The 15,304-nt window shown below is 67.7% G+C and carries 19 protein-coding genes; 8 read left to right on the top strand and 11 right to left on the bottom strand.

Translation table 11 applies throughout. The annotated features are described in order from the left end of the window. Window positions 1–79: 79 nt before the first annotated feature. The 7 genes from CQ044_RS19370 to CQ044_RS00065 all read right to left on the bottom strand — a co-directional run bounded on the left by CQ044_RS19370 (window position 80) and on the right by CQ044_RS00065 (window position 7,962). On the bottom strand, window positions 80–481 hold the full coding sequence (locus CQ044_RS19370) for a hypothetical protein (protein ID WP_146116711.1): 402 nt from the start codon (window positions 479–481) through the stop codon (window positions 80–82). Window positions 482–613: 132 nt separating this feature from the next. Then, on the bottom strand, window positions 614–1,738 hold the full coding sequence (locus CQ044_RS00085) for an ABC transporter (RefSeq protein WP_105686019.1): 1,125 nt from the start codon (window positions 1,736–1,738) through the stop codon (window positions 614–616). Between the two features lie 123 nt (window positions 1,739–1,861). After that, window positions 1,862–2,002 (bottom strand): hypothetical protein, encoded by a 141-nt coding sequence (locus tag CQ044_RS19490; RefSeq protein ID WP_181158125.1) that lies wholly within the window; start codon window positions 2,000–2,002, stop codon window positions 1,862–1,864. A 99-nt stretch (window positions 2,003–2,101) separates the two neighbouring features. Further along, window positions 2,102–3,994: a glycoside hydrolase family 13 protein gene (locus CQ044_RS00080; RefSeq protein WP_105686017.1), complete on the bottom strand. Its 1,893-nt coding sequence runs from the start codon at window positions 3,992–3,994 to the stop codon at window positions 2,102–2,104. Between the two features lie 97 nt (window positions 3,995–4,091). Further along, the gene (locus CQ044_RS00075; RefSeq protein ID WP_105686015.1) at window positions 4,092–5,018 is read right to left on the bottom strand and encodes a sugar ABC transporter permease; all 927 of its coding nucleotides are present in this window, start codon (window positions 5,016–5,018) and stop codon (window positions 4,092–4,094) included. 1 nt (window position 5,019) lies between these two features. Beyond that, window positions 5,020–6,636 carry an ABC transporter permease subunit gene (locus tag CQ044_RS00070; RefSeq protein ID WP_105686014.1) on the bottom strand — a complete coding sequence of 539 codons (1,617 nt, stop codon included), beginning with the start codon at window positions 6,634–6,636 and terminating at the stop codon, window positions 5,020–5,022. 87 nt (window positions 6,637–6,723) lie between these two features. Further along, window positions 6,724–7,962, bottom strand: coding sequence for a maltose ABC transporter substrate-binding protein (locus CQ044_RS00065; protein ID WP_105686012.1), 1,239 nt, complete (start codon window positions 7,960–7,962; stop codon window positions 6,724–6,726). Between the two features lie 325 nt (window positions 7,963–8,287). Here CQ044_RS00065 and CQ044_RS00060 point away from each other — a divergent pair, with 325 nt between their 5' ends. Then, window positions 8,288–9,307: a LacI family DNA-binding transcriptional regulator gene (locus tag CQ044_RS00060; protein WP_045271024.1), complete on the top strand. Its 1,020-nt coding sequence runs from the start codon at window positions 8,288–8,290 to the stop codon at window positions 9,305–9,307. A 71-nt stretch (window positions 9,308–9,378) separates the two neighbouring features. Here the strand turns inward: CQ044_RS00060 and CQ044_RS00055 are convergent, their stop codons facing one another. From CQ044_RS00055 to CQ044_RS00040, 4 genes are all read right to left on the bottom strand, one after another. Further along, the gene (locus CQ044_RS00055; protein WP_105686010.1) at window positions 9,379–10,803 is read right to left on the bottom strand and encodes a recombinase family protein; all 1,425 of its coding nucleotides are present in this window, start codon (window positions 10,801–10,803) and stop codon (window positions 9,379–9,381) included. Window positions 10,804–10,883: 80 nt separating this feature from the next. Beyond that, entirely contained in the window at window positions 10,884–11,399 is a 516-nt protein-coding gene (locus tag CQ044_RS00050) for a hypothetical protein (protein WP_146116710.1), read from the bottom strand. Between the two features lie 18 nt (window positions 11,400–11,417). Next, on the bottom strand, window positions 11,418–11,846 hold the full coding sequence (locus tag CQ044_RS00045) for an ImmA/IrrE family metallo-endopeptidase (protein WP_181158124.1): 429 nt from the start codon (window positions 11,844–11,846) through the stop codon (window positions 11,418–11,420). A 29-nt stretch (window positions 11,847–11,875) separates the two neighbouring features. After that, complete coding sequence (locus CQ044_RS00040) at window positions 11,876–12,262, bottom strand: hypothetical protein (RefSeq protein WP_105686006.1); 387 nt, start codon at window positions 12,260–12,262, stop codon at window positions 11,876–11,878. A gap of 113 nt (window positions 12,263–12,375) precedes the next feature. Here CQ044_RS00040 and CQ044_RS00035 point away from each other — a divergent pair, with 113 nt between their 5' ends. The 7 genes from CQ044_RS00035 to CQ044_RS19365 all read left to right on the top strand — a co-directional run. Then, window positions 12,376–12,594: a hypothetical protein gene (locus CQ044_RS00035; RefSeq protein ID WP_146116709.1), complete on the top strand. Its 219-nt coding sequence runs from the start codon at window positions 12,376–12,378 to the stop codon at window positions 12,592–12,594. A 462-nt stretch (window positions 12,595–13,056) separates the two neighbouring features. Further along, the gene (locus tag CQ044_RS19485) at window positions 13,057–13,233 is read left to right on the top strand and encodes a hypothetical protein (RefSeq protein WP_181158123.1); all 177 of its coding nucleotides are present in this window, start codon (window positions 13,057–13,059) and stop codon (window positions 13,231–13,233) included. Window positions 13,234–13,256: 23 nt separating this feature from the next. Next, window positions 13,257–13,772 (top strand): hypothetical protein, encoded by a 516-nt coding sequence (locus tag CQ044_RS00025; RefSeq protein ID WP_105686001.1) that lies wholly within the window; start codon window positions 13,257–13,259, stop codon window positions 13,770–13,772. Beyond that, window positions 13,769–14,113 carry a hypothetical protein gene (locus tag CQ044_RS00020; RefSeq protein ID WP_105685999.1) on the top strand — a complete coding sequence of 115 codons (345 nt, stop codon included), beginning with the start codon at window positions 13,769–13,771 and terminating at the stop codon, window positions 14,111–14,113. The genes CQ044_RS00025 and CQ044_RS00020 overlap by 4 nt, the downstream gene beginning before the upstream one ends. After that, the gene (locus tag CQ044_RS00015) at window positions 14,110–14,298 is read left to right on the top strand and encodes a hypothetical protein (RefSeq protein ID WP_105685998.1); all 189 of its coding nucleotides are present in this window, start codon (window positions 14,110–14,112) and stop codon (window positions 14,296–14,298) included. Before CQ044_RS00020 ends, CQ044_RS00015 begins: the two co-directional genes overlap by 4 nt. After that, window positions 14,295–14,831 carry a crossover junction endodeoxyribonuclease RuvC gene (locus CQ044_RS00010; RefSeq protein ID WP_105685996.1) on the top strand — a complete coding sequence of 179 codons (537 nt, stop codon included), beginning with the start codon at window positions 14,295–14,297 and terminating at the stop codon, window positions 14,829–14,831. Before CQ044_RS00015 ends, CQ044_RS00010 begins: the two co-directional genes overlap by 4 nt. Continuing rightward, the coding region (locus CQ044_RS19365; RefSeq protein ID WP_181158122.1) for a hypothetical protein at window positions 14,828–15,304 on the top strand (477 nt) is incomplete at its 3' end. The genes CQ044_RS00010 and CQ044_RS19365, both read left to right, overlap by 4 nt.

The following is a 15,304-nucleotide window of genomic DNA, read 5'->3' as shown; positions in this document are numbered from 1 at the left end:
CTCCAGCGTACGGGGCGGACACGCCCGGGTGGCCACGGCACGCGAGATCGGGTTCCGCGCCGCTCAATAGGAGCGCGGGTCAGGGCTGCTCGTCGTCGTCCTTCTCCCACGGCCAGCGCGGAGCCCTCGCCTCCGTGCGCCGCAGCGCGATCGCCACCCACGCCGCGATGAGCGCCGCCACCACGATCACGGCGCTCGCCCCGCCCAGCACGAGCTGGCCGGCCGCCGCCGTGGCGTCGATCGCGCCCGCGCCCTCCGCCACCGCGGCGGCCCAGAGCCCGCCCAGGTGGACGAGAGCCGCTCCGAGCGCGAGGAACACCGTCGCGACGAACGACGGATGGGGATTCGCGAGCACTCCCCACAGCGCCAGGGCGAAGACCGCCACGGCGAGCACCATGCCGACGATGCCCGGCAACTGGCCGAGCCGCGGCACGGAGATGAGGTCGCGCTCGGCGAAGAGGCTCAGCACGCCGAGGCCCATGATGGCCAGCGCGAAGAACGAGATGACCCCGATCGCCCAGGCGAGGACAGGCCGAACCCCCGCAGGCCGGGGCTCGCGGGGGTTCGGCGGGGTCTCGTTCGTGATGCTCTCCTGCGGGGCAGGCCGGCGCCGCTACGGCAGCTGGGGTCCGGCTTCGAGGACGCGCTCGTATTCGCGCTGCGCCTCCTCGTTCTGAGCGGTGCGGCGGGCGCCGGTGCGGGCGGCCCATGCGCCGAACCAGACGGTGAGCTCGCGGCCGAAGATGAAGGCGGCGATCGCGAGCGGGGCGAGCAGCTGTCCGTTCACGTTCTCGGCCAGCTGGGTCGCGCCGAGCTTCCAGAACTCGACGGATCCGATCGCGCCGAGCAGATGCCCGCCGTACGCGAAGCCGCCGACGATGATGCCGAAAACGACCCAGTAGCCCCAGCGACCGCGGTTGATGATGCCGCCGAGCAGCCAGAATCCGATCGCGAACACGACGACCGGGAGCCACAGGCCTGCACTGCGGGCCTGGTCGAGCAGATAGGTGCCGATGCTGTCGGTGGTGACCTTGCCGTCGAACGCGGCGATGCCGAGGGCGGTGCCGAGGTAGAGGATCGCGAAGGCGACGGCCGCCAGCAGGCCGATGCCGAAGATCGCGCCGCGGTTGCCGCGCTCGCGCGGGGGCTCCGGCGCCTGCACGAAGATGGGCGGCGGCACGTCGCTCGCGCCCGGGATGATGACGGCCGGCGCGAGCACCTGCGTCGGCGCTTCTGCGACGGGGTCGACACGGGTGGTCGCGTGCTCGAACGTCGCGGTCTCCGCGGCGGCCGCCGCAGCGACGACGGTGGGCGTCTCGGCGGGCGACGGCGGTGTGAAGGTGCCGCCGAAGGTGCCGGGATAGGCAGCCTCGGCCGCTTCGAAGGCGGCGAGATCCGCGTCGACGGCGGCCTTCTGGTCCGCGGCGGGGGCCTCGCCTCGTGCGGTCGCCCCCTCGGCGGCGCGCTCGGCCTGGGCGAGGCTGTCGTTCGCGCTCTGCGCGACCGCGGCGTGGTCGGGCTGCGCGGCACCGGCAATGCCTTCACCGGCGTCCTGGGACCCGGCGTCGGCGGCCGGAGCCTGCGCCTCGGTGGCCTCAGCCGGGGCCGGCTGCACGTCGGCGGTCTCCGCGGGCGCGGCCGGGGTGTCGACGCCCTGGGCGTCCGTCTCGGGCGCGGCGGCCACGGCGTCGTCGACGTCGTGCGCCTGCGCCGGCTTCGAAACCTCGTGGTCACTCATGTGAGCTCCTCCATACGGATACGGTGATTCGAGGCTATCTCCGAGGCGGGGCGCCGTCGCGGAGACGTGCCGGAAAAGTGCGGATGCCTGATCCGGATCCGCATCACGGGCGGATCCGCGTCGCTACTTCAGCAGGCCCGCGAAGTAGTTCACCATCACGGGCCCCATGGGCGCGGCGAGGTACACGAGCCCCGCGATGACCCCGGCGCAGACGACGCCCGCGAGCCACGCGATCCCGGTGTTGCGCCCCCCGATCCGTGCCATACCTCGAGGGTACGAGCGCGAAGCACGAGGGCGCGGGCGGCGCGCGGCGGAGGGGTCGCTCCGCGCCCTCAGCGGGCGGTGGGGACCCTGCTGCAGGGCTTAGCCGGCGTCGGGCGCGGCCACGCCGGGCAGCGCCCATGCTGCGAACACGGGCCCGTCGGCGGCGAGCGCGACGGCGCCGCCCTCGGACACCGCGAAAGTCGCGTCCCCGATCAGGGCCTCGGCAGCTCCTGTTCCGGTCAGCGCCCCGGGCGGGAGCTCGATGTCGACGTCTCCGCGCGCCGCGAGCACGAGCACGCTCTCGGACTCGGACTCCCGCACGAACACGAGGCACTCGTCGTCGACGTGGAGCCAGCGCAGCCCACCGGTGCCGAGCGCGGGGTGCGCACGGCGCAGCCCGACGAGGTCGCGGTAGAGCGCGATCCGCTCCGCGGTCTCCGGCTGCTCCTCTGTGCCCCACGGGATCGGCGTGCGGCTGGCCTCTCCGTCCACTCCGGTCAGCCCGAACTCGTCGCCGGCGAACACGACGGGAACCCCCGGCAGCGTCATCGACAGTCCTACGGCGACCGGGACGGTGCCGGGCGCGGCGTTCGTGGCGAACCGTGCGGTGTCGTGCGTGTCCAGCGGCTGCATGTTTCCGAGCCGCACCCTCCAGGGGATTCCTGCGGTGAACCGGGTCATCGAGTCGACGACGTCGCGCGCGGTGTAGCGCGGGATCCCGCCGGTCTGCATGCCGAAGAACCAGCTCTCGGTGCGCTCCTCCCCCTCCGCGGTGAGGTAGGGCTCCCCGTTCGGCTCGCTGAGCCAGGCCCACACCGGGCGGGTGAAGGACGGGTACGTCATCGCGCCGTCCCAGCCGTCGCCCTGGAGGTCGCTCGTGGCGTCGTTCGTCGACTCCCCGAGCAGGATCGCGTCCTGGTTGATCCCCCGCACCGTGTCGCGCAGCAGCCGCCGCACGTCGGCGTTCAGGTCGATCGCGCCGAGACGCCCCGTCATGTTCGCGACGTCCACGCGCCAGCCGTCCGCCCCGTACGGCGGCTTGAGCCACCGCGCCACGGCCGAGTCCTCGCCGGTGATGAAGCGCTCGCGCAGTTCCTCGCTGGACCAGTCGAACTTGGGCAGGCTGCGCGCGCCCAGCCAGCACTCGTACTCGGTGTTGTCGTCGTCCGTGAAGTAGTAGAACGCCTCCTCCGGGGCCCCGGGGTTCCCGAACGCCGCGCGGAACCACTCGTGGCGGTCGCCGGAGTGATTGCTGGTCAGGTCGCCGATCACCCTGATGCCGCGGGCGTGCGCCTCCTCGATGAGGCGCGCGTACGCCTCGTCACCTCCCAGCAGCGGGTCGACGCGGAGGAAGCTCGAGGCGTCGTAGCGGTGGTTGGACGCGGCGGGGAACACCGGCGTCAGATAGAGCAGGTTGACGCCGAGCCCGACGAGGTGGTCGAGGTGCTCGATGATCCCGGGGAGGTCTCCCCCGTAGAACTGGTGCGCACGGCCGGGCATGACCGGATCCACCGGGGTGTCCCAGTCCGCCGGGATCGCCCAGTCCGGAGTCGGGTGCTCGTCGGCCTGCGCGGAACGGGCGAAGCGGTCGGGGAACACCTGGTACATCACCGACTCGTGCAGCCAGGCCGGAGGGGCGGGCTCGGCGACGAGCGCGAAATCCTCGGCGTCGAGCGTCTCCAGGCCGTGGATTCCGGTCTGGTTCAGCCACTCGATCCGGCCGTCCCCATGCTGCAGCAGGAAGCGGTACCCGTGCCGCGGGTTGCGCACGGTGACCGGCGCCTCCCACCAGTCCCAGCCGTCCGCCGCGCCGATCCGCTCGGCGTCGGTCCACTCCGGCTCGTGGTCGGGGTTGGAGCGGGTGCGGACCGCTGCGAGCGGACCGTAGGCCGTGGGTACGCGCAGCCGCACCCGGACGACGTCGCCGAGGGCGGGAGCGTCATCCGAGACGTGCAGCGGGGATCCGTCGTGGTGTGGGAGGAGAGCGGTCATGTCAGGCCTTTCCGGGTGCGGCGGCAACCCGCCGGGAGTCGACGTGGTTGCACGACCGGTGCCGTGACAGAGCCCTTGAGTTGTGTTTCGAGGATCGCTACTTCACGCTACCGGCGGTGAGCCCGCCGACGATGTACTTCTGCAGCGAGAGGAACAGGATCATCGGCAGGATCGCCGCCAGCACGGCCCCGGCCGCGAACACCGCGTAGTTCTTCGCATCGGTCGAGACGTACTGGTAGAGGCCGACCGCGAGCGTCTGCTTCTCCGGGGAGATGAGCACGGTGGACGCGATCAAGAAGTCCCCCGTGATGCCGATGAAGGCCAGCAGTCCGACCACCGCGAGGATGGGGGCGACCAGGCGCAGGGTGATCGTGAAGAAGATCCGCGCGTGGCCCGCGCCGTCGATCTTCGCCGCCTCGTCGATCGATGCGGGGATCGTGTTGAAGAAGCCGTACATGAGGAACGTGTTCGCGCCCAGTGCACCGCCCAGGTAGACGAGGATCAGGCCGATCTGCGAGTTCAGGCCGAGCGCGGGGAAGATGTCGCCGATCGCGGACATGAGCAGGAAGATCGCCACGATCGCCAGCAGCTGCGGGAACATCTGCACGAGCAGCAGGGTCATCAGCCCCGTACGGCGTCCGCGGAAGCGCATGCGCGAGAAGGCATATGCGGCGAGCGCGCACAGGAAGACGCTGGACACCGCGGCGAGCACGCCGATGAAGATCGTGTTCAGGAACCAGGCGCCGTAGGGGCGGGACGGATCCTGGAACAGCTGCACGTAGTTGTCCAGGCTGATCTTCGAGAACAGCCCGTTCGTGCTGAGCAGCGTGCCGCCGGGGTTCAGCGAGGCGGACAGCACGTAGACCAGCGGGAAGCCGGCGAACACGAGCATGACGATGCCGATGATGTGGCGCCAGCCGGTCTCCCGGAACCAGCGGCCGAACGGACGGCGGGCGCGCGGCGCCGGAGGAGCGAGAAGCGACGCGGTCGCCGTCGGGGCGGAGGTCGATGCGATGTCGGTCATGTCAGTTCAGATCCTCCAGCACCTTGGTCTGCCGGAAGCCGACCAGGGAGATCGCGGCGACCAGCACGAAGATGATGATCGAGAAGGCGCTGGCGAGGCCGTAATCCCGTTCGGAGCCGACGAAGGCGACCTTGTAGACCATCGAGATGAGCAGGTCCGTGGATCCCACGTTGATGCTCGCATCGGTGAACTGCGGGCCACCGTTGGTGAGCAGGAAGATGAGCCCGAAGTTGTTGAAGTTGAAGGCGAACGACGCGATCAGCAGCGGGGCCACCGCCACGAGCAGCAGCGGGAACTTGATGAGCCGGAACGTCTGCCAGACGCTCGCCCCGTCCACCCGTGCGGCTTCGACGACGTCGTCGGGCAGCGACTGCAGCGCACCGGTCGTCACGAGGAACATGTACGGGAAGCCGAGCCACAGGTTCGCGATGAGGATCGCCGCTTTGGCGAGCCACGGATCAGTGAGCCACGGGATGGACGCCCCGCCGAGCACGACCTGATTGATGAAGCCGAAGTCCTTGTTGAACAGACCGGCCCAGACCAGGGCGGAGAGGAACGCCGGGAAGGCGTACGGCAGGATCATGATCAGCCGGTAGTACTTGCGGCTGCGCATCTTCGGGTCGTTGAACACGATCGCGAGGAACAGGCCGAGGATGAACGTCGTCGCGACCGAGAGGATCGCGAATGCGAACGTCCACAGCAGCACGGCGAAGAACGGGCCGCGGATCGACTGGTCCGAGAAGGCGCGGACGAAGTTGTCCATCCCGACCCAGACCTGCCAGCCGGGCAGCAGGGCCTTGCCGTCCTTCGCGGTGAACGCCCCCTTGCCGGTGTCACTGTAGACGACGCCGGTCTTGGTGTCGGTCATCGTGTCGGCCTTCGGATCCCACGACAGCGTCGAGGTGAACAGGTAGGCCTTGGATCCGTCGGTCGTCTTGAGATAGCCCTGATTCAGGTCGCGCGAGAGCGGCACGGCGAGGGCGGCGATGTCGTCCTGGTGGGCGATCACGCTCGGGAAGTCGAGGGTCGTGAAGCCGGGTGCTCCGTCGGCCGTGATGCCGGGCTCGGTCGAGAGCGGGCGATCGGCGCCGCCGATGAGCGGCGCCGCGCTGCCGGGCTCCGAGGTGAGGAAGAAGAACTTGCCGTCCTTCTCGAGGATCTTGACGGAGAACGTCGGGGAGTCGGCGACGCGGGTCTGCGACTGCAGCAGCAGAGCCTGGACCGCGTCGTCCTTGGTGGAGTTGTGACCGGATCCGTAGTTCGTGAAGGCGACGTAGCCGGAGTAGAGCACCACGAAGATCTGGAAGATCAGCAGGAAGACGAGGCCCGGTGTGAGGTATTTCGCGGGCAGGAGCCCGGGGATGAGGTAGACCGCGTTGATCGCGAGCACACCCACGGCGACCAGCACGGCCGGGGTCCACTGCGCGCTCGCGGCGAGCGCGAACACGGCGTACAGCGCGAGGGCATCGATCACCGCGAGCGCGACGATCTTGACCAGCCACACCTTCCAGCCGGCCGATGCGGCCTCGGCGTAGGCCGCGGCGCGCCGCTGGCGGCGGCTCCTGGCCCTGTCCTCGGCGGACATGGCCGTCTTCTCCTGCACGGCAGGACCCGTCATCTCGACCCCTTCACAACGTCGTCAGCGGGTGGTGGTGCGGGGAGGTCGCGCGATCGCGCGCCTCCCCGCACCGGGTTCTCGACCGGGTCAGCCGATCTTCGTCTGGATCGCCTGGGCCATGGTGGTCCAGGTGCTCGCCGGGTCCGCGCCCTTGATGATGGCGACCTCGGACTTGCCCCAGTCGTCCCACACGGAGCCCATCTCGGGCACCGAGGGCATCGGCACGGCGTTCGCGCCGACCTTGGCGAATCCGGCCACGGCCGGGTCGGACTGGGCGGCCTGGAACGACTCGGTCAGTGCCGGCGGGCGGCCGCCCGCCTTGTAGAGCGCGGTCTGCACGGCGGGGGTGGCGAGGTAGTTCACCAGGAACTCGTTCGCGGCGAGGGTGTTCTTCGACTTCGCGTTCACGAAGAACGCCTGCACGCCGGCGAACGGACGGGCCTCCTGGCCGCCGGCGCTCGGGATCGGGTCGACGGAGACCTTGATGCCGGCCTTCTCGGCGTCGGGCAGGTTCCACGGGCCGCTGATGAAGTACGGGGCCTCGCCCGCGTTGAACGCGGCCTTCGCGAGGTCGCCGGTCAGGCCGGGGTTGAAGATGCCGGCAGCGCCCTGCGCTCCCAGCCAGGTGGCGAACTTCTGGCCCGACTCGTCGCCGATCGTGAGCTTCTTGGCGTCGTAGCTGCCGTCGGCGTTCTGCGCGAAGACCTGGCCGCCGAACGAGGTCTCGAACGGGTACGTGTGGTACGCGTCGCCCGTGGCGGCGTCGAGTCCGATCAGGAACGGGTACTTGGTGCCCGCGGTCCTGCCCTTCGCGATCATCTCGTCGTAGGTGGCCGGGGTCGAGTCTGCGAGAGCGGTGTTGCGCAGGATCGCGATGTTCTCGATCGCGTAGGGCAGGCCGTAGACCTTGCTGTCGTAGGTGACGGCCGACATCGCGACCTTCTCGAACTTCGACGCGGAGTCGCCCAGCTCGATCGGCGCGACCAGGCCGTCCTTGACGAAGGATCCGATCCAGTCGTGCGCGCCGATCGTGATGTCGGGGCCCTTGCCGGTGGGGACCTGCGCGGTGAAGTCGTCGCGGATCTTGCCGAAGTCCTTGACCACCAGGTTGATGGTGATGCCCTTGTCCTTCTTGAAGTCGGCGGCGACCTGCTTCATCGCGGCCGCGCGGTTGGAGTCGACCCAGACCGTGAGCGAGCTCGTGGTCTTGTCGCCGCCCGCGGACGATCCGCTGCCAGTGCCGCTGCCGCCGCAGCCGGTCAGCGCCAGTGCGCCGGCCACGAGGAGTGCGCCGAACGCGACGACGCTCTTCCTGTTCACCTTCATCGGTGTACCTCTCTCGGTGCTTAGTGGGAGCGCGATCGGCTCCGATCGTGCGCCGGATCGGCGCGCGCCCCGCCTGCCAGAACGCAAGCGTTTACAGTATGCGGATCCGATCCTCATCGCGCAACCCTTGCTTGCCTCGCCTCGGGCAACGACGCACCGGCAATTTCTTTGTTTTCATCGGGATCCAAGCAGATTGGACTGTGGCTTGCATTGCGCGGAAGCGTTTACAACAATGATCCGAACGAACACCGCAGATCTCTCCTGCGACCCTTGCGCGCCGGGTCGGACCGGTAGCCTTCCTTGACCCGACTTCCCAGGAGGCCTCGTGGCTGACATCGCCGATGTGGCGCGTCTCGCCGGTGTGTCCACCGCCACGGTCTCGCGCGCCCTGAACGGGAAGACCGCTTCGGCGGCGACGCGTGAGAAGGTCCTGGCGGCGGCCGCGGAGCTCGGCTACGTGGTCTCGTCGAACGCCTCGGGGCTCGCCTCAGGGCGCACCAGGCACATCGGCTTCATGGTGCCGTTCATCGATCGCTGGTTCTTCACGGACCTGCTCACCGGCATCGAGTCCGTGCTGCTCAGCCAGGGGTACGACGTGACCCTGTACGACCTGCAGGGCAACGAGTCCCAGCGCGATCAGGTGTTCGGCAGCTCGCTGCGCCGGGCGAGCATCGACGGCCTGATCGCCGCGAGCATCGAGCTGACGCCCGACGAGATCCGCGCGCTGCGGGCGCTCGGCAAGCCCGTGGTGAGCATCGGCGGCTACATCGAGGGCGCGACCGCGGTCGATGTCGACAATGCCCGGATGGCGACCCTCGCCACCGAGCACCTGCTCTCGCTCGGGCACACCCGGATCGCGTACGTCGGTGCCGGGCGGACGATCGCGAGCGCGTTCCAGCTCGGCGACGCCCGGTACGACGGCTGGCTGTCGGCCATGCGGGCCGCGGGGCTCGAGGTGGAGGGGACAGGGTTCTGGGAGGCGGACTTCGACATCCCCTCCGGGTACGCGGCCGCGAAGGCGCTGCTCGCGCACGACCGGCCGACCGCGATCTTCGCCGCGAGCGACGAGATCGGGATCGGCTGCATGCTCGCTGCGCGCGACCTGGGCCTGCGCGTGCCGGACGACCTGTCCGTCGTCGGCATTGACGACCACAAGCTGTCGGCGTTCTTCGGGCTGACCACGCTCGCGCAGGATCCTGCCGGCCAGGGCCGTCTCGCCGCGCACCTGCTGCTCGCGCAGCTGGACAACCCGGGGGCGGCCCCCGAGCACCGCACGCTCACTCCGCGGTTCGTGGTGCGCTCCTCGACGGCACGCCCGGGCGGCGCCGTGCACGGAACCGCCTGACGCCGACGCTCGTTACACTGCCTGTATGGCTGACAGCTCATTCGACATCGTGTACAGGTAAAGGCCGACCGTCACGCTTCCCACTGGGGGACGATCTTCCAGCGCGGCGAGATGTCTCCACGGTGCTTCGCTGGAGCAATTTCTACCCGATCGATGAGGGAGCGTAGAAGGACATTGCGCTCATCGGTTGTGAGTCTCGACCACAGCATTGCGATGTCCTTAGGCACTCTCGCTGGGGCACGCTCGTGAACAGGATTCACGGCGGCAGACCGGACCGCCGCCGCCGCTGTGGCCCGCTCGGCCTCGATCAGTTCGGCCGCCGCCTTGTAGGCGGCATCAGTGATCGTTCCGTCGGCGAGCTTGATTGTCAGGGCCGCGAGGCGCTCGTCCGCTTTCGTGATGATCGCGGTCGATCGTCTGATGATGAATGCGGAGTCATCGCGTCGCTTTCGGTTCGCTGCTGCGGCATTGATCCGAACATCTGTGTCCGACGCGAACTCGAACAGCCACGCCATGACGGCCTGGTCCACGCGCTTGGCGTCGATCGACACCTTCTTCATCCCTGTCGTGTTCGACGCGCGAGAGCACATGTAGATCAGGTTCGGATTGCTCTTGCCATGCATAGAGCTGCCGCAGTCCCCGCAACGCGCTAATCCTGCGAGGAGATACTTAGCGCGTTCCTGGGTCCGAGTGCCCCCTGCCTGCTGTCGGCGGGCGACGTAGGCCGCCCATTCTTCGTTTGTCACTATCGGCTCGTGTGCTCCCTCGTCGTAGGTGCGCTCCCATGGCGGGGGTGTGCGTCGCTTGCCGCCGAAAACTACGGTCCGCCCGAGGAGCCCGGCCGCGAACCCAGAGTCAAGCATCCGGACAACACCTTGATAGGTCCACCGTGCACGTCCGTCCGTGTGCCCTCCTTCATTGAGGATTCGAGTGAGGGCCGCATACCCTATCCCGCCGAGGTATTGGAGGTACAGGTCACGGAGGATCGGCCCAGTTTCAGGGTCGGGCAGGTAGGTGCCGTTCTCGCGACGATAGCCGAATCGGTGTCCACCTGTGGGCGGGAGTCCGTTCCGGACACGTCGGCTGTGAGCTTCACGCCACGTCTCTCCGATGAGTTCAGCCTGATAGGCGTTGAACTCGCCCATCATTCCTCGCTGCAGCCTGCCCGAGGGTGTGGCGTCGGCTTGCTCGGTCGCGGACTCGATTGCTCCGCCGGCTGTGTCGACCCGGTCGAGTGCCACCGCCCAACGGACCCGACGCCTGCCTACTCGGGAGAACTTCCAGACGAGGATGACATCGGCTTCAGCGTTCTCGATCTTGCCGATGGCGTAGTCGAGGCGGGGCCACCATGCAGAGCGCGCCTGGGAGCCGGACTCGTCGAGTCCTTCGACCCATTCGGTGATGTCGATGTTCTGGCGTGCCGCGTACTGCTCGATCGCGTGACGTTGAACTTCGGGCGATGTCATCCCGTCGCGTTCCTTGGAGACGCGAATCATGCCGATCCCACGCCGGTGTGGGAGCGCCCGCAGGTGCTTGGTGCTGGATGCTGCAACCACGCTATGCCTCGCTCATGCACTCACAGGTACGGACTCCACGCCGCAAGCTGAGGCTTCAGTGCGGTGTACAGGAAGTTCCGGGAGCCCAGTGCTGTGTTGCATTGAGCGGTGTCGGCTGGGACGACGTCTGCGCCGCACTCGGTCTTGAGGTCGATGTCGGCGACCCCCTGCAGAAGCTTGGACGTGTCGCCTACCAGGCTCGACATCGAGGAAGGGATCTCGAGCTTCGCCCAATCTCGTAGAACGAGCTGCGCGGTGATACCGATCGTCTGTTCCCGGAGATAGCACGATGACCCCTTGATCTTCCCGACAGGATCGGTGTCCAGTGCCCATGTGGCCCGACAGTCGATTGCACCGTCGACCACCTCTTCCCAATCGGCCTTGTACTGGGCGAGGACCGAAGCGACCTGCTGAGGCGTTGCTTCGGTCTGTGTTGGTGCGGAGCTCGGGGTGGGGCTGTCAGTTGGTGCACCGGCAGCCGAGCATCCGCTCAGCAGTGCGACCGCAAGCAGCACTGGCAGGACAAGTCTCTTCATGGTCTTCCCTTTCAACCGTTAGCTGACTCGGACCCGACTCGCCCACTGGCCGGCACCCATCTTCGGCTCCACGTACACGGTGCTGTTCACACGAAACAGCAGCCGGCGGAACGCCTCAACGAGGTCGGTCGTGACGAACAACGCGACCGCCATCGACTCAGTGCGGCCAAGACACACTTCCTCAGCACGGCGGAAGTCGTCGAGATCGATGAGGAACTTCGCCGCCCACTCGTCCGCCCGACGCTCTTGCTTCGCGTTCACGGGCCCGAACATCGACGGGACGTCCCCGAACACCACGTGTGCGAGCTCGTGGACGATGGTGCAGCGATGCGTGCGCGGACGGAGGTCCCACTGCACTCGCATGTGCCGCGCTTCGACGTCCGTATCTGCGTCGCGGTCGGATGGCACGTCGCAGTACTCGATCTCGATGCCGAACGCGTCGAGCATCTCGTACGCCGTGAGCAGCTTCGGGTCCATCAGCTGTCCTCCCCCGTGTCTTCGCCGCGGTCGCGCGAACGCTTCTTGGCGACTCGCCGTGAAGTCTGCTCCATGCCATCGACATTGGTCTGCGGGAAGCGTCCCTCAACGAGCTCGCCACGTGGTGCGCGGGCAGCGTTGGCGCGCCGCGACAGCTCCATCATGAGCGAGAGGCCGTCCCATTCGGGAACGAGAGAGGCTAGCGCGTCGACGTCATTGGTATCGAGCGCGCGCTTGCCGTTGACGCGCTCAGAGACGTAGCCCTCGCCGCGGTCAAGAATCTCGGCGATCTGGGCGCCGGTGACGCTGTTCGCCTTCATGAAGCCCTTGTACTCAGCTGCAAAGGCGAGAGCGAAGGGGCTCATGGTGGGGAAGTCGGATGCCATGGCCCCAGCTTGGCAGATGCGCTAGTCGCTTCGCAATTGCGAATTTCGCCTTGACGCCTATTCTTTGGGTATGCGAAGCTTCGGATATGCGAAGCACACAGGAACGAGCGGTGGTGGCGATCCGACTCCACCTCGCCGTGAGGAACAAGACCAATGCGTGGCTCGCGAGCTCGCTGCACCGCTCACCCTTCTGGGTGAGCCGGCGTATGAACAGCGACATCGCGTTCGATGCAAACGACCTGGACGAGATCGCCGGCGTCTTCGGGATCACTGTCGAATCCCTGCTGCAGGCGGCAACCGCGATTGAGGTCCCCGGAGCGGTGGCGTCGTGATGCCCACGAAGGAGGAGTGCTTCGACCAGTTCGAGCTCGTACTCCGGGAAATCATCTTTCCCGCATTGGAGGCCCGCGATCAGTTCGGTGACGAGGGTCCGGACCGGAGGGCATCGTGAGCGGCCTGACGACCCACGGGTGTGGGAAGTCGTGGCGTCAGCGCGGGAACCGTACGAGCCATTGCGGTGGGTGCCACGAGACGTTCGAGGGCCTGACCCTGTTCGATGCACATCTGGTGCATGGGAAGGACGGGTCGCTGACGCACCAGGACCCGGCGCAGATGCAGTTCAACGGGAAGTCGTTGGCGTTCGACGGGTCGCACGGTGATGGGTCTTGGCGTCGGACGGACCTCACTGATTCGGCGTTCGAGGCGTCTGGGGTGGTTTCTGGGGCACTCGGTGCCGAGGAGTCCTCCGAGGCCGTCGAAGCCGGGAACAGGGACGTGCGAGAGGCGGTCCTGTCGTGACTGGGTCGGCGCGTCCGCTGATCGCGTGGGTCGCGCTGCTTCTGGCACTGCTGTGCGTGGTGCTCGCTGTCGTGACGATGCGAGCGAACGGGCTCCTCGTCATGGCACTGATCTTCGCCGCCGCCTTCGCGTGGGCGGTTGGTGCCTTCACTCGCGGCTTCTGGTCGCGCTGACACATCGAGAACGGAACGGGGACATGGGAACGGAATTCAAGGCGGCATCGGGCCGCACGATCAACATCGCGGACGACGGGAGCCTGCTCTTCGGACGGGCGAACGGGTACCTGTCGCGGGAGACGGCGTTCGACGCTGAGGAGTACTTCCGGGCGAAGCGTGACGAGGAACTCGGGCGGTGGCGTTGGCCGATCAACCCGCAGTTCGTCGTCTACCGCGAAGAGGATGGCGTCTTCACCGTCCTCAAAGAGACGACGGGCCTGGCATTGATGGCCACGCGCGAGGGAGTTGACGAGTTCGACGACACGTTCGCCGCGGCTGCTCGGGCGTACTTCGAGGCGCACCCCGAGCGGAAGCCGTGGGAGGACGCGAAGCCCTGGGAGGTCTGGGTCGTCACCGTCAACGGAAGCGAGTGGGCAGTGTCCCTGGATGAGGATCGCGAGTTCCGTGACCGTCGCGATCTGGACAACTCCTGGATGCACATCACGTCCCCCGACATCACCGATGCTCGCCGGATCTGGCCGGAGGACGCAGCATGAGCGCGTTCGCGAGCAAGACCCCGCGCGACCTGAACCACGACCCGGAGCCGATGGTCTATCCGTTCAGTGGACAGCGTGCGCCATACGCGGATGAGTCCCTGGGATGGATCTTCTCGCCCCGCCCCGAGTTCGACCACGTGCAGCACAACGCGCCGAACCCGATTCTGGTGTGGGCGCGAGAGGTAGGTGTCGACGCCGCCCTAGGCGAGGTCACATTCTCATCCGGCAGCTACCTAGTCGAAACTTGGGTTGGCGCAGTGCAGGTGACATCCGAGCATGTCGTGCACGCCCGCCGCGTCCTCACCCGCCTCGCCAATCTCGCGAAGTCGGAAGCAGCATGAGCGCCGTAGAGGTGGTGGATCCGCCCCGGTACATGGAGTCGGTCCCGATCGCGGCAGCCCCCGTGGTGCTCCCTGATCTGAGGTCTGGGCGGGGAGGCATGCTCGCGGGTGTCATCACGGGCGGTGTGCTCGCGGCCCTCGCAGCTGTGGAGTTCGTGGCCGGTCTGGTGGTGATGGCGCGATGACCAGGTTCATCGGCATCGACTACTCGACGACCTCCTGCGGAATCGCGATCGTCGAGGGCTCGCACTGGCAGGCATTCACTCTGACCTCGAAGCCTACGGGCGACGGGCTGGTCGCGTACTACGAGCGGATCCAGGCGCTCGCGCGCGACATCATCGCCGTCGCCGATCCGCGACTCGGAGACGTGATCGCTATCGAGGGGATCGCATTCGCGGCCCGCGGCTCATCCGTGGACCGGCTGCACTACGCCTGGCACCGAACCGTCGAGTTCATCGGCAAGGCCCAGCACGCGGACCCGCCAATCATCACCACGAATCAGGTGAAGCAGCTCGCTACCGGTAAGGGCAACGCGAACAAGGACGAGGTGCTCCTCGCGACCGAACGCCGCATCCCGCAGACGCGGGTGTCGAACAACGACGAAGCCGACGCCGTGTGGATCGCGGTGGGCGCTTCGATCCTCGCCGGGGAACCGGTGATCGATCTGCCGGCGGCGCACATGCCGAAGGCCTGGAAGGGAATGGGAATCGGATCATGACGGAACAGTTCTTCAAGGCGGTGCGGCATGACTACGGGTCGTTCCACCGCCCGGATTTCAAGTACGGGCCTGTCGGTACGACGGTCACACACCCGGATCCTGTGCAGGGGTCGGAGGACGCATCGGAGTACATCTCCGTGGCTACGGTCGCGACTGACTGCACCGGGTTCTACTGGCGTGTCAACGGGAAGGACTCGCGCCTCCTGGTTGTCGAGCCGGTCGGTGAGGTGTGGACGCCTCACGCGGACTCCATGCCGAACAAGCGTGCCGTGGCGACAGTCAGGGTAGTGGGTGAGCTTCCGATCTCTGCGGCCTTCGGTACGAACGGCGAGCAGGTCGCCGCGTTCCTGGCGCTGCTGCCGTATCTGACGGGAGCCCAGTGGGCCGCTGCTTGGGACGCTGCTCGGGCCGCTGCTTGGGACGCTGCTCGGGACGCTGCTCGGGCCGCTGCTTGGGACGCTGCTCGGGACGCT

The sequence above is a fragment of the Microbacterium sp. MYb64 genome, assembly GCF_002979495.1.
GTDB lineage: Bacteria > Actinomycetota > Actinomycetes > Actinomycetales > Microbacteriaceae > Microbacterium > Microbacterium azadirachtae_A.
This window is presented reverse-complemented; position numbering and strand designations above follow the sequence as displayed.

What these genes read in the sequence shown, in the direction of transcription:
- CQ044_RS19370 (WP_146116711.1), bottom strand. Translation starts at nt 481, where the DNA reads ATGGGCCTCGGCGTGCTGAGCCTCTTCGCCGAGCGCGACCTCATCTCC.
- CQ044_RS00085 (WP_105686019.1), bottom strand. Translation starts at nt 1,738, where the DNA reads ATGAGTGACCACGAGGTTTCGAAGCCGGCGCAGGCGCACGACGTCGAC.
- CQ044_RS19490 (WP_181158125.1), bottom strand. Translation starts at nt 2,002, where the DNA reads ATGGCACGGATCGGGGGGCGCAACACCGGGATCGCGTGGCTCGCGGGC.
- CQ044_RS00080 (WP_105686017.1), bottom strand. Translation starts at nt 3,994, where the DNA reads ATGACCGCTCTCCTCCCACACCACGACGGATCCCCGCTGCACGTCTCG.
- CQ044_RS00075 (WP_105686015.1), bottom strand. Translation starts at nt 5,018, where the DNA reads ATGACCGACATCGCATCGACCTCCGCCCCGACGGCGACCGCGTCGCTT.
- CQ044_RS00070 (WP_105686014.1), bottom strand. Translation starts at nt 6,636, where the DNA reads ATGACGGGTCCTGCCGTGCAGGAGAAGACGGCCATGTCCGCCGAGGAC.
- CQ044_RS00065 (WP_105686012.1), bottom strand. Translation starts at nt 7,962, where the DNA reads ATGAAGGTGAACAGGAAGAGCGTCGTCGCGTTCGGCGCACTCCTCGTG.
- CQ044_RS00055 (WP_105686010.1), bottom strand. Translation starts at nt 10,803, where the DNA reads ATGATTCGCGTCTCCAAGGAACGCGACGGGATGACATCGCCCGAAGTT.
- CQ044_RS00050 (WP_146116710.1), bottom strand. Translation starts at nt 11,399, where the DNA reads ATGAAGAGACTTGTCCTGCCAGTGCTGCTTGCGGTCGCACTGCTGAGC.
- CQ044_RS00045 (WP_181158124.1), bottom strand. Translation starts at nt 11,846, where the DNA reads ATGCTCGACGCGTTCGGCATCGAGATCGAGTACTGCGACGTGCCATCC.
- CQ044_RS00040 (WP_105686006.1), bottom strand. Translation starts at nt 12,262, where the DNA reads ATGGCATCCGACTTCCCCACCATGAGCCCCTTCGCTCTCGCCTTTGCA.
- CQ044_RS00025 (WP_105686001.1), top strand. Translation starts at nt 13,257, where the DNA reads ATGGGAACGGAATTCAAGGCGGCATCGGGCCGCACGATCAACATCGCG.
- CQ044_RS00020 (WP_105685999.1), top strand. Translation starts at nt 13,769, where the DNA reads ATGAGCGCGTTCGCGAGCAAGACCCCGCGCGACCTGAACCACGACCCG.
- CQ044_RS00015 (WP_105685998.1), top strand. Translation starts at nt 14,110, where the DNA reads ATGAGCGCCGTAGAGGTGGTGGATCCGCCCCGGTACATGGAGTCGGTC.
- CQ044_RS00010 (WP_105685996.1), top strand. Translation starts at nt 14,295, where the DNA reads ATGACCAGGTTCATCGGCATCGACTACTCGACGACCTCCTGCGGAATC.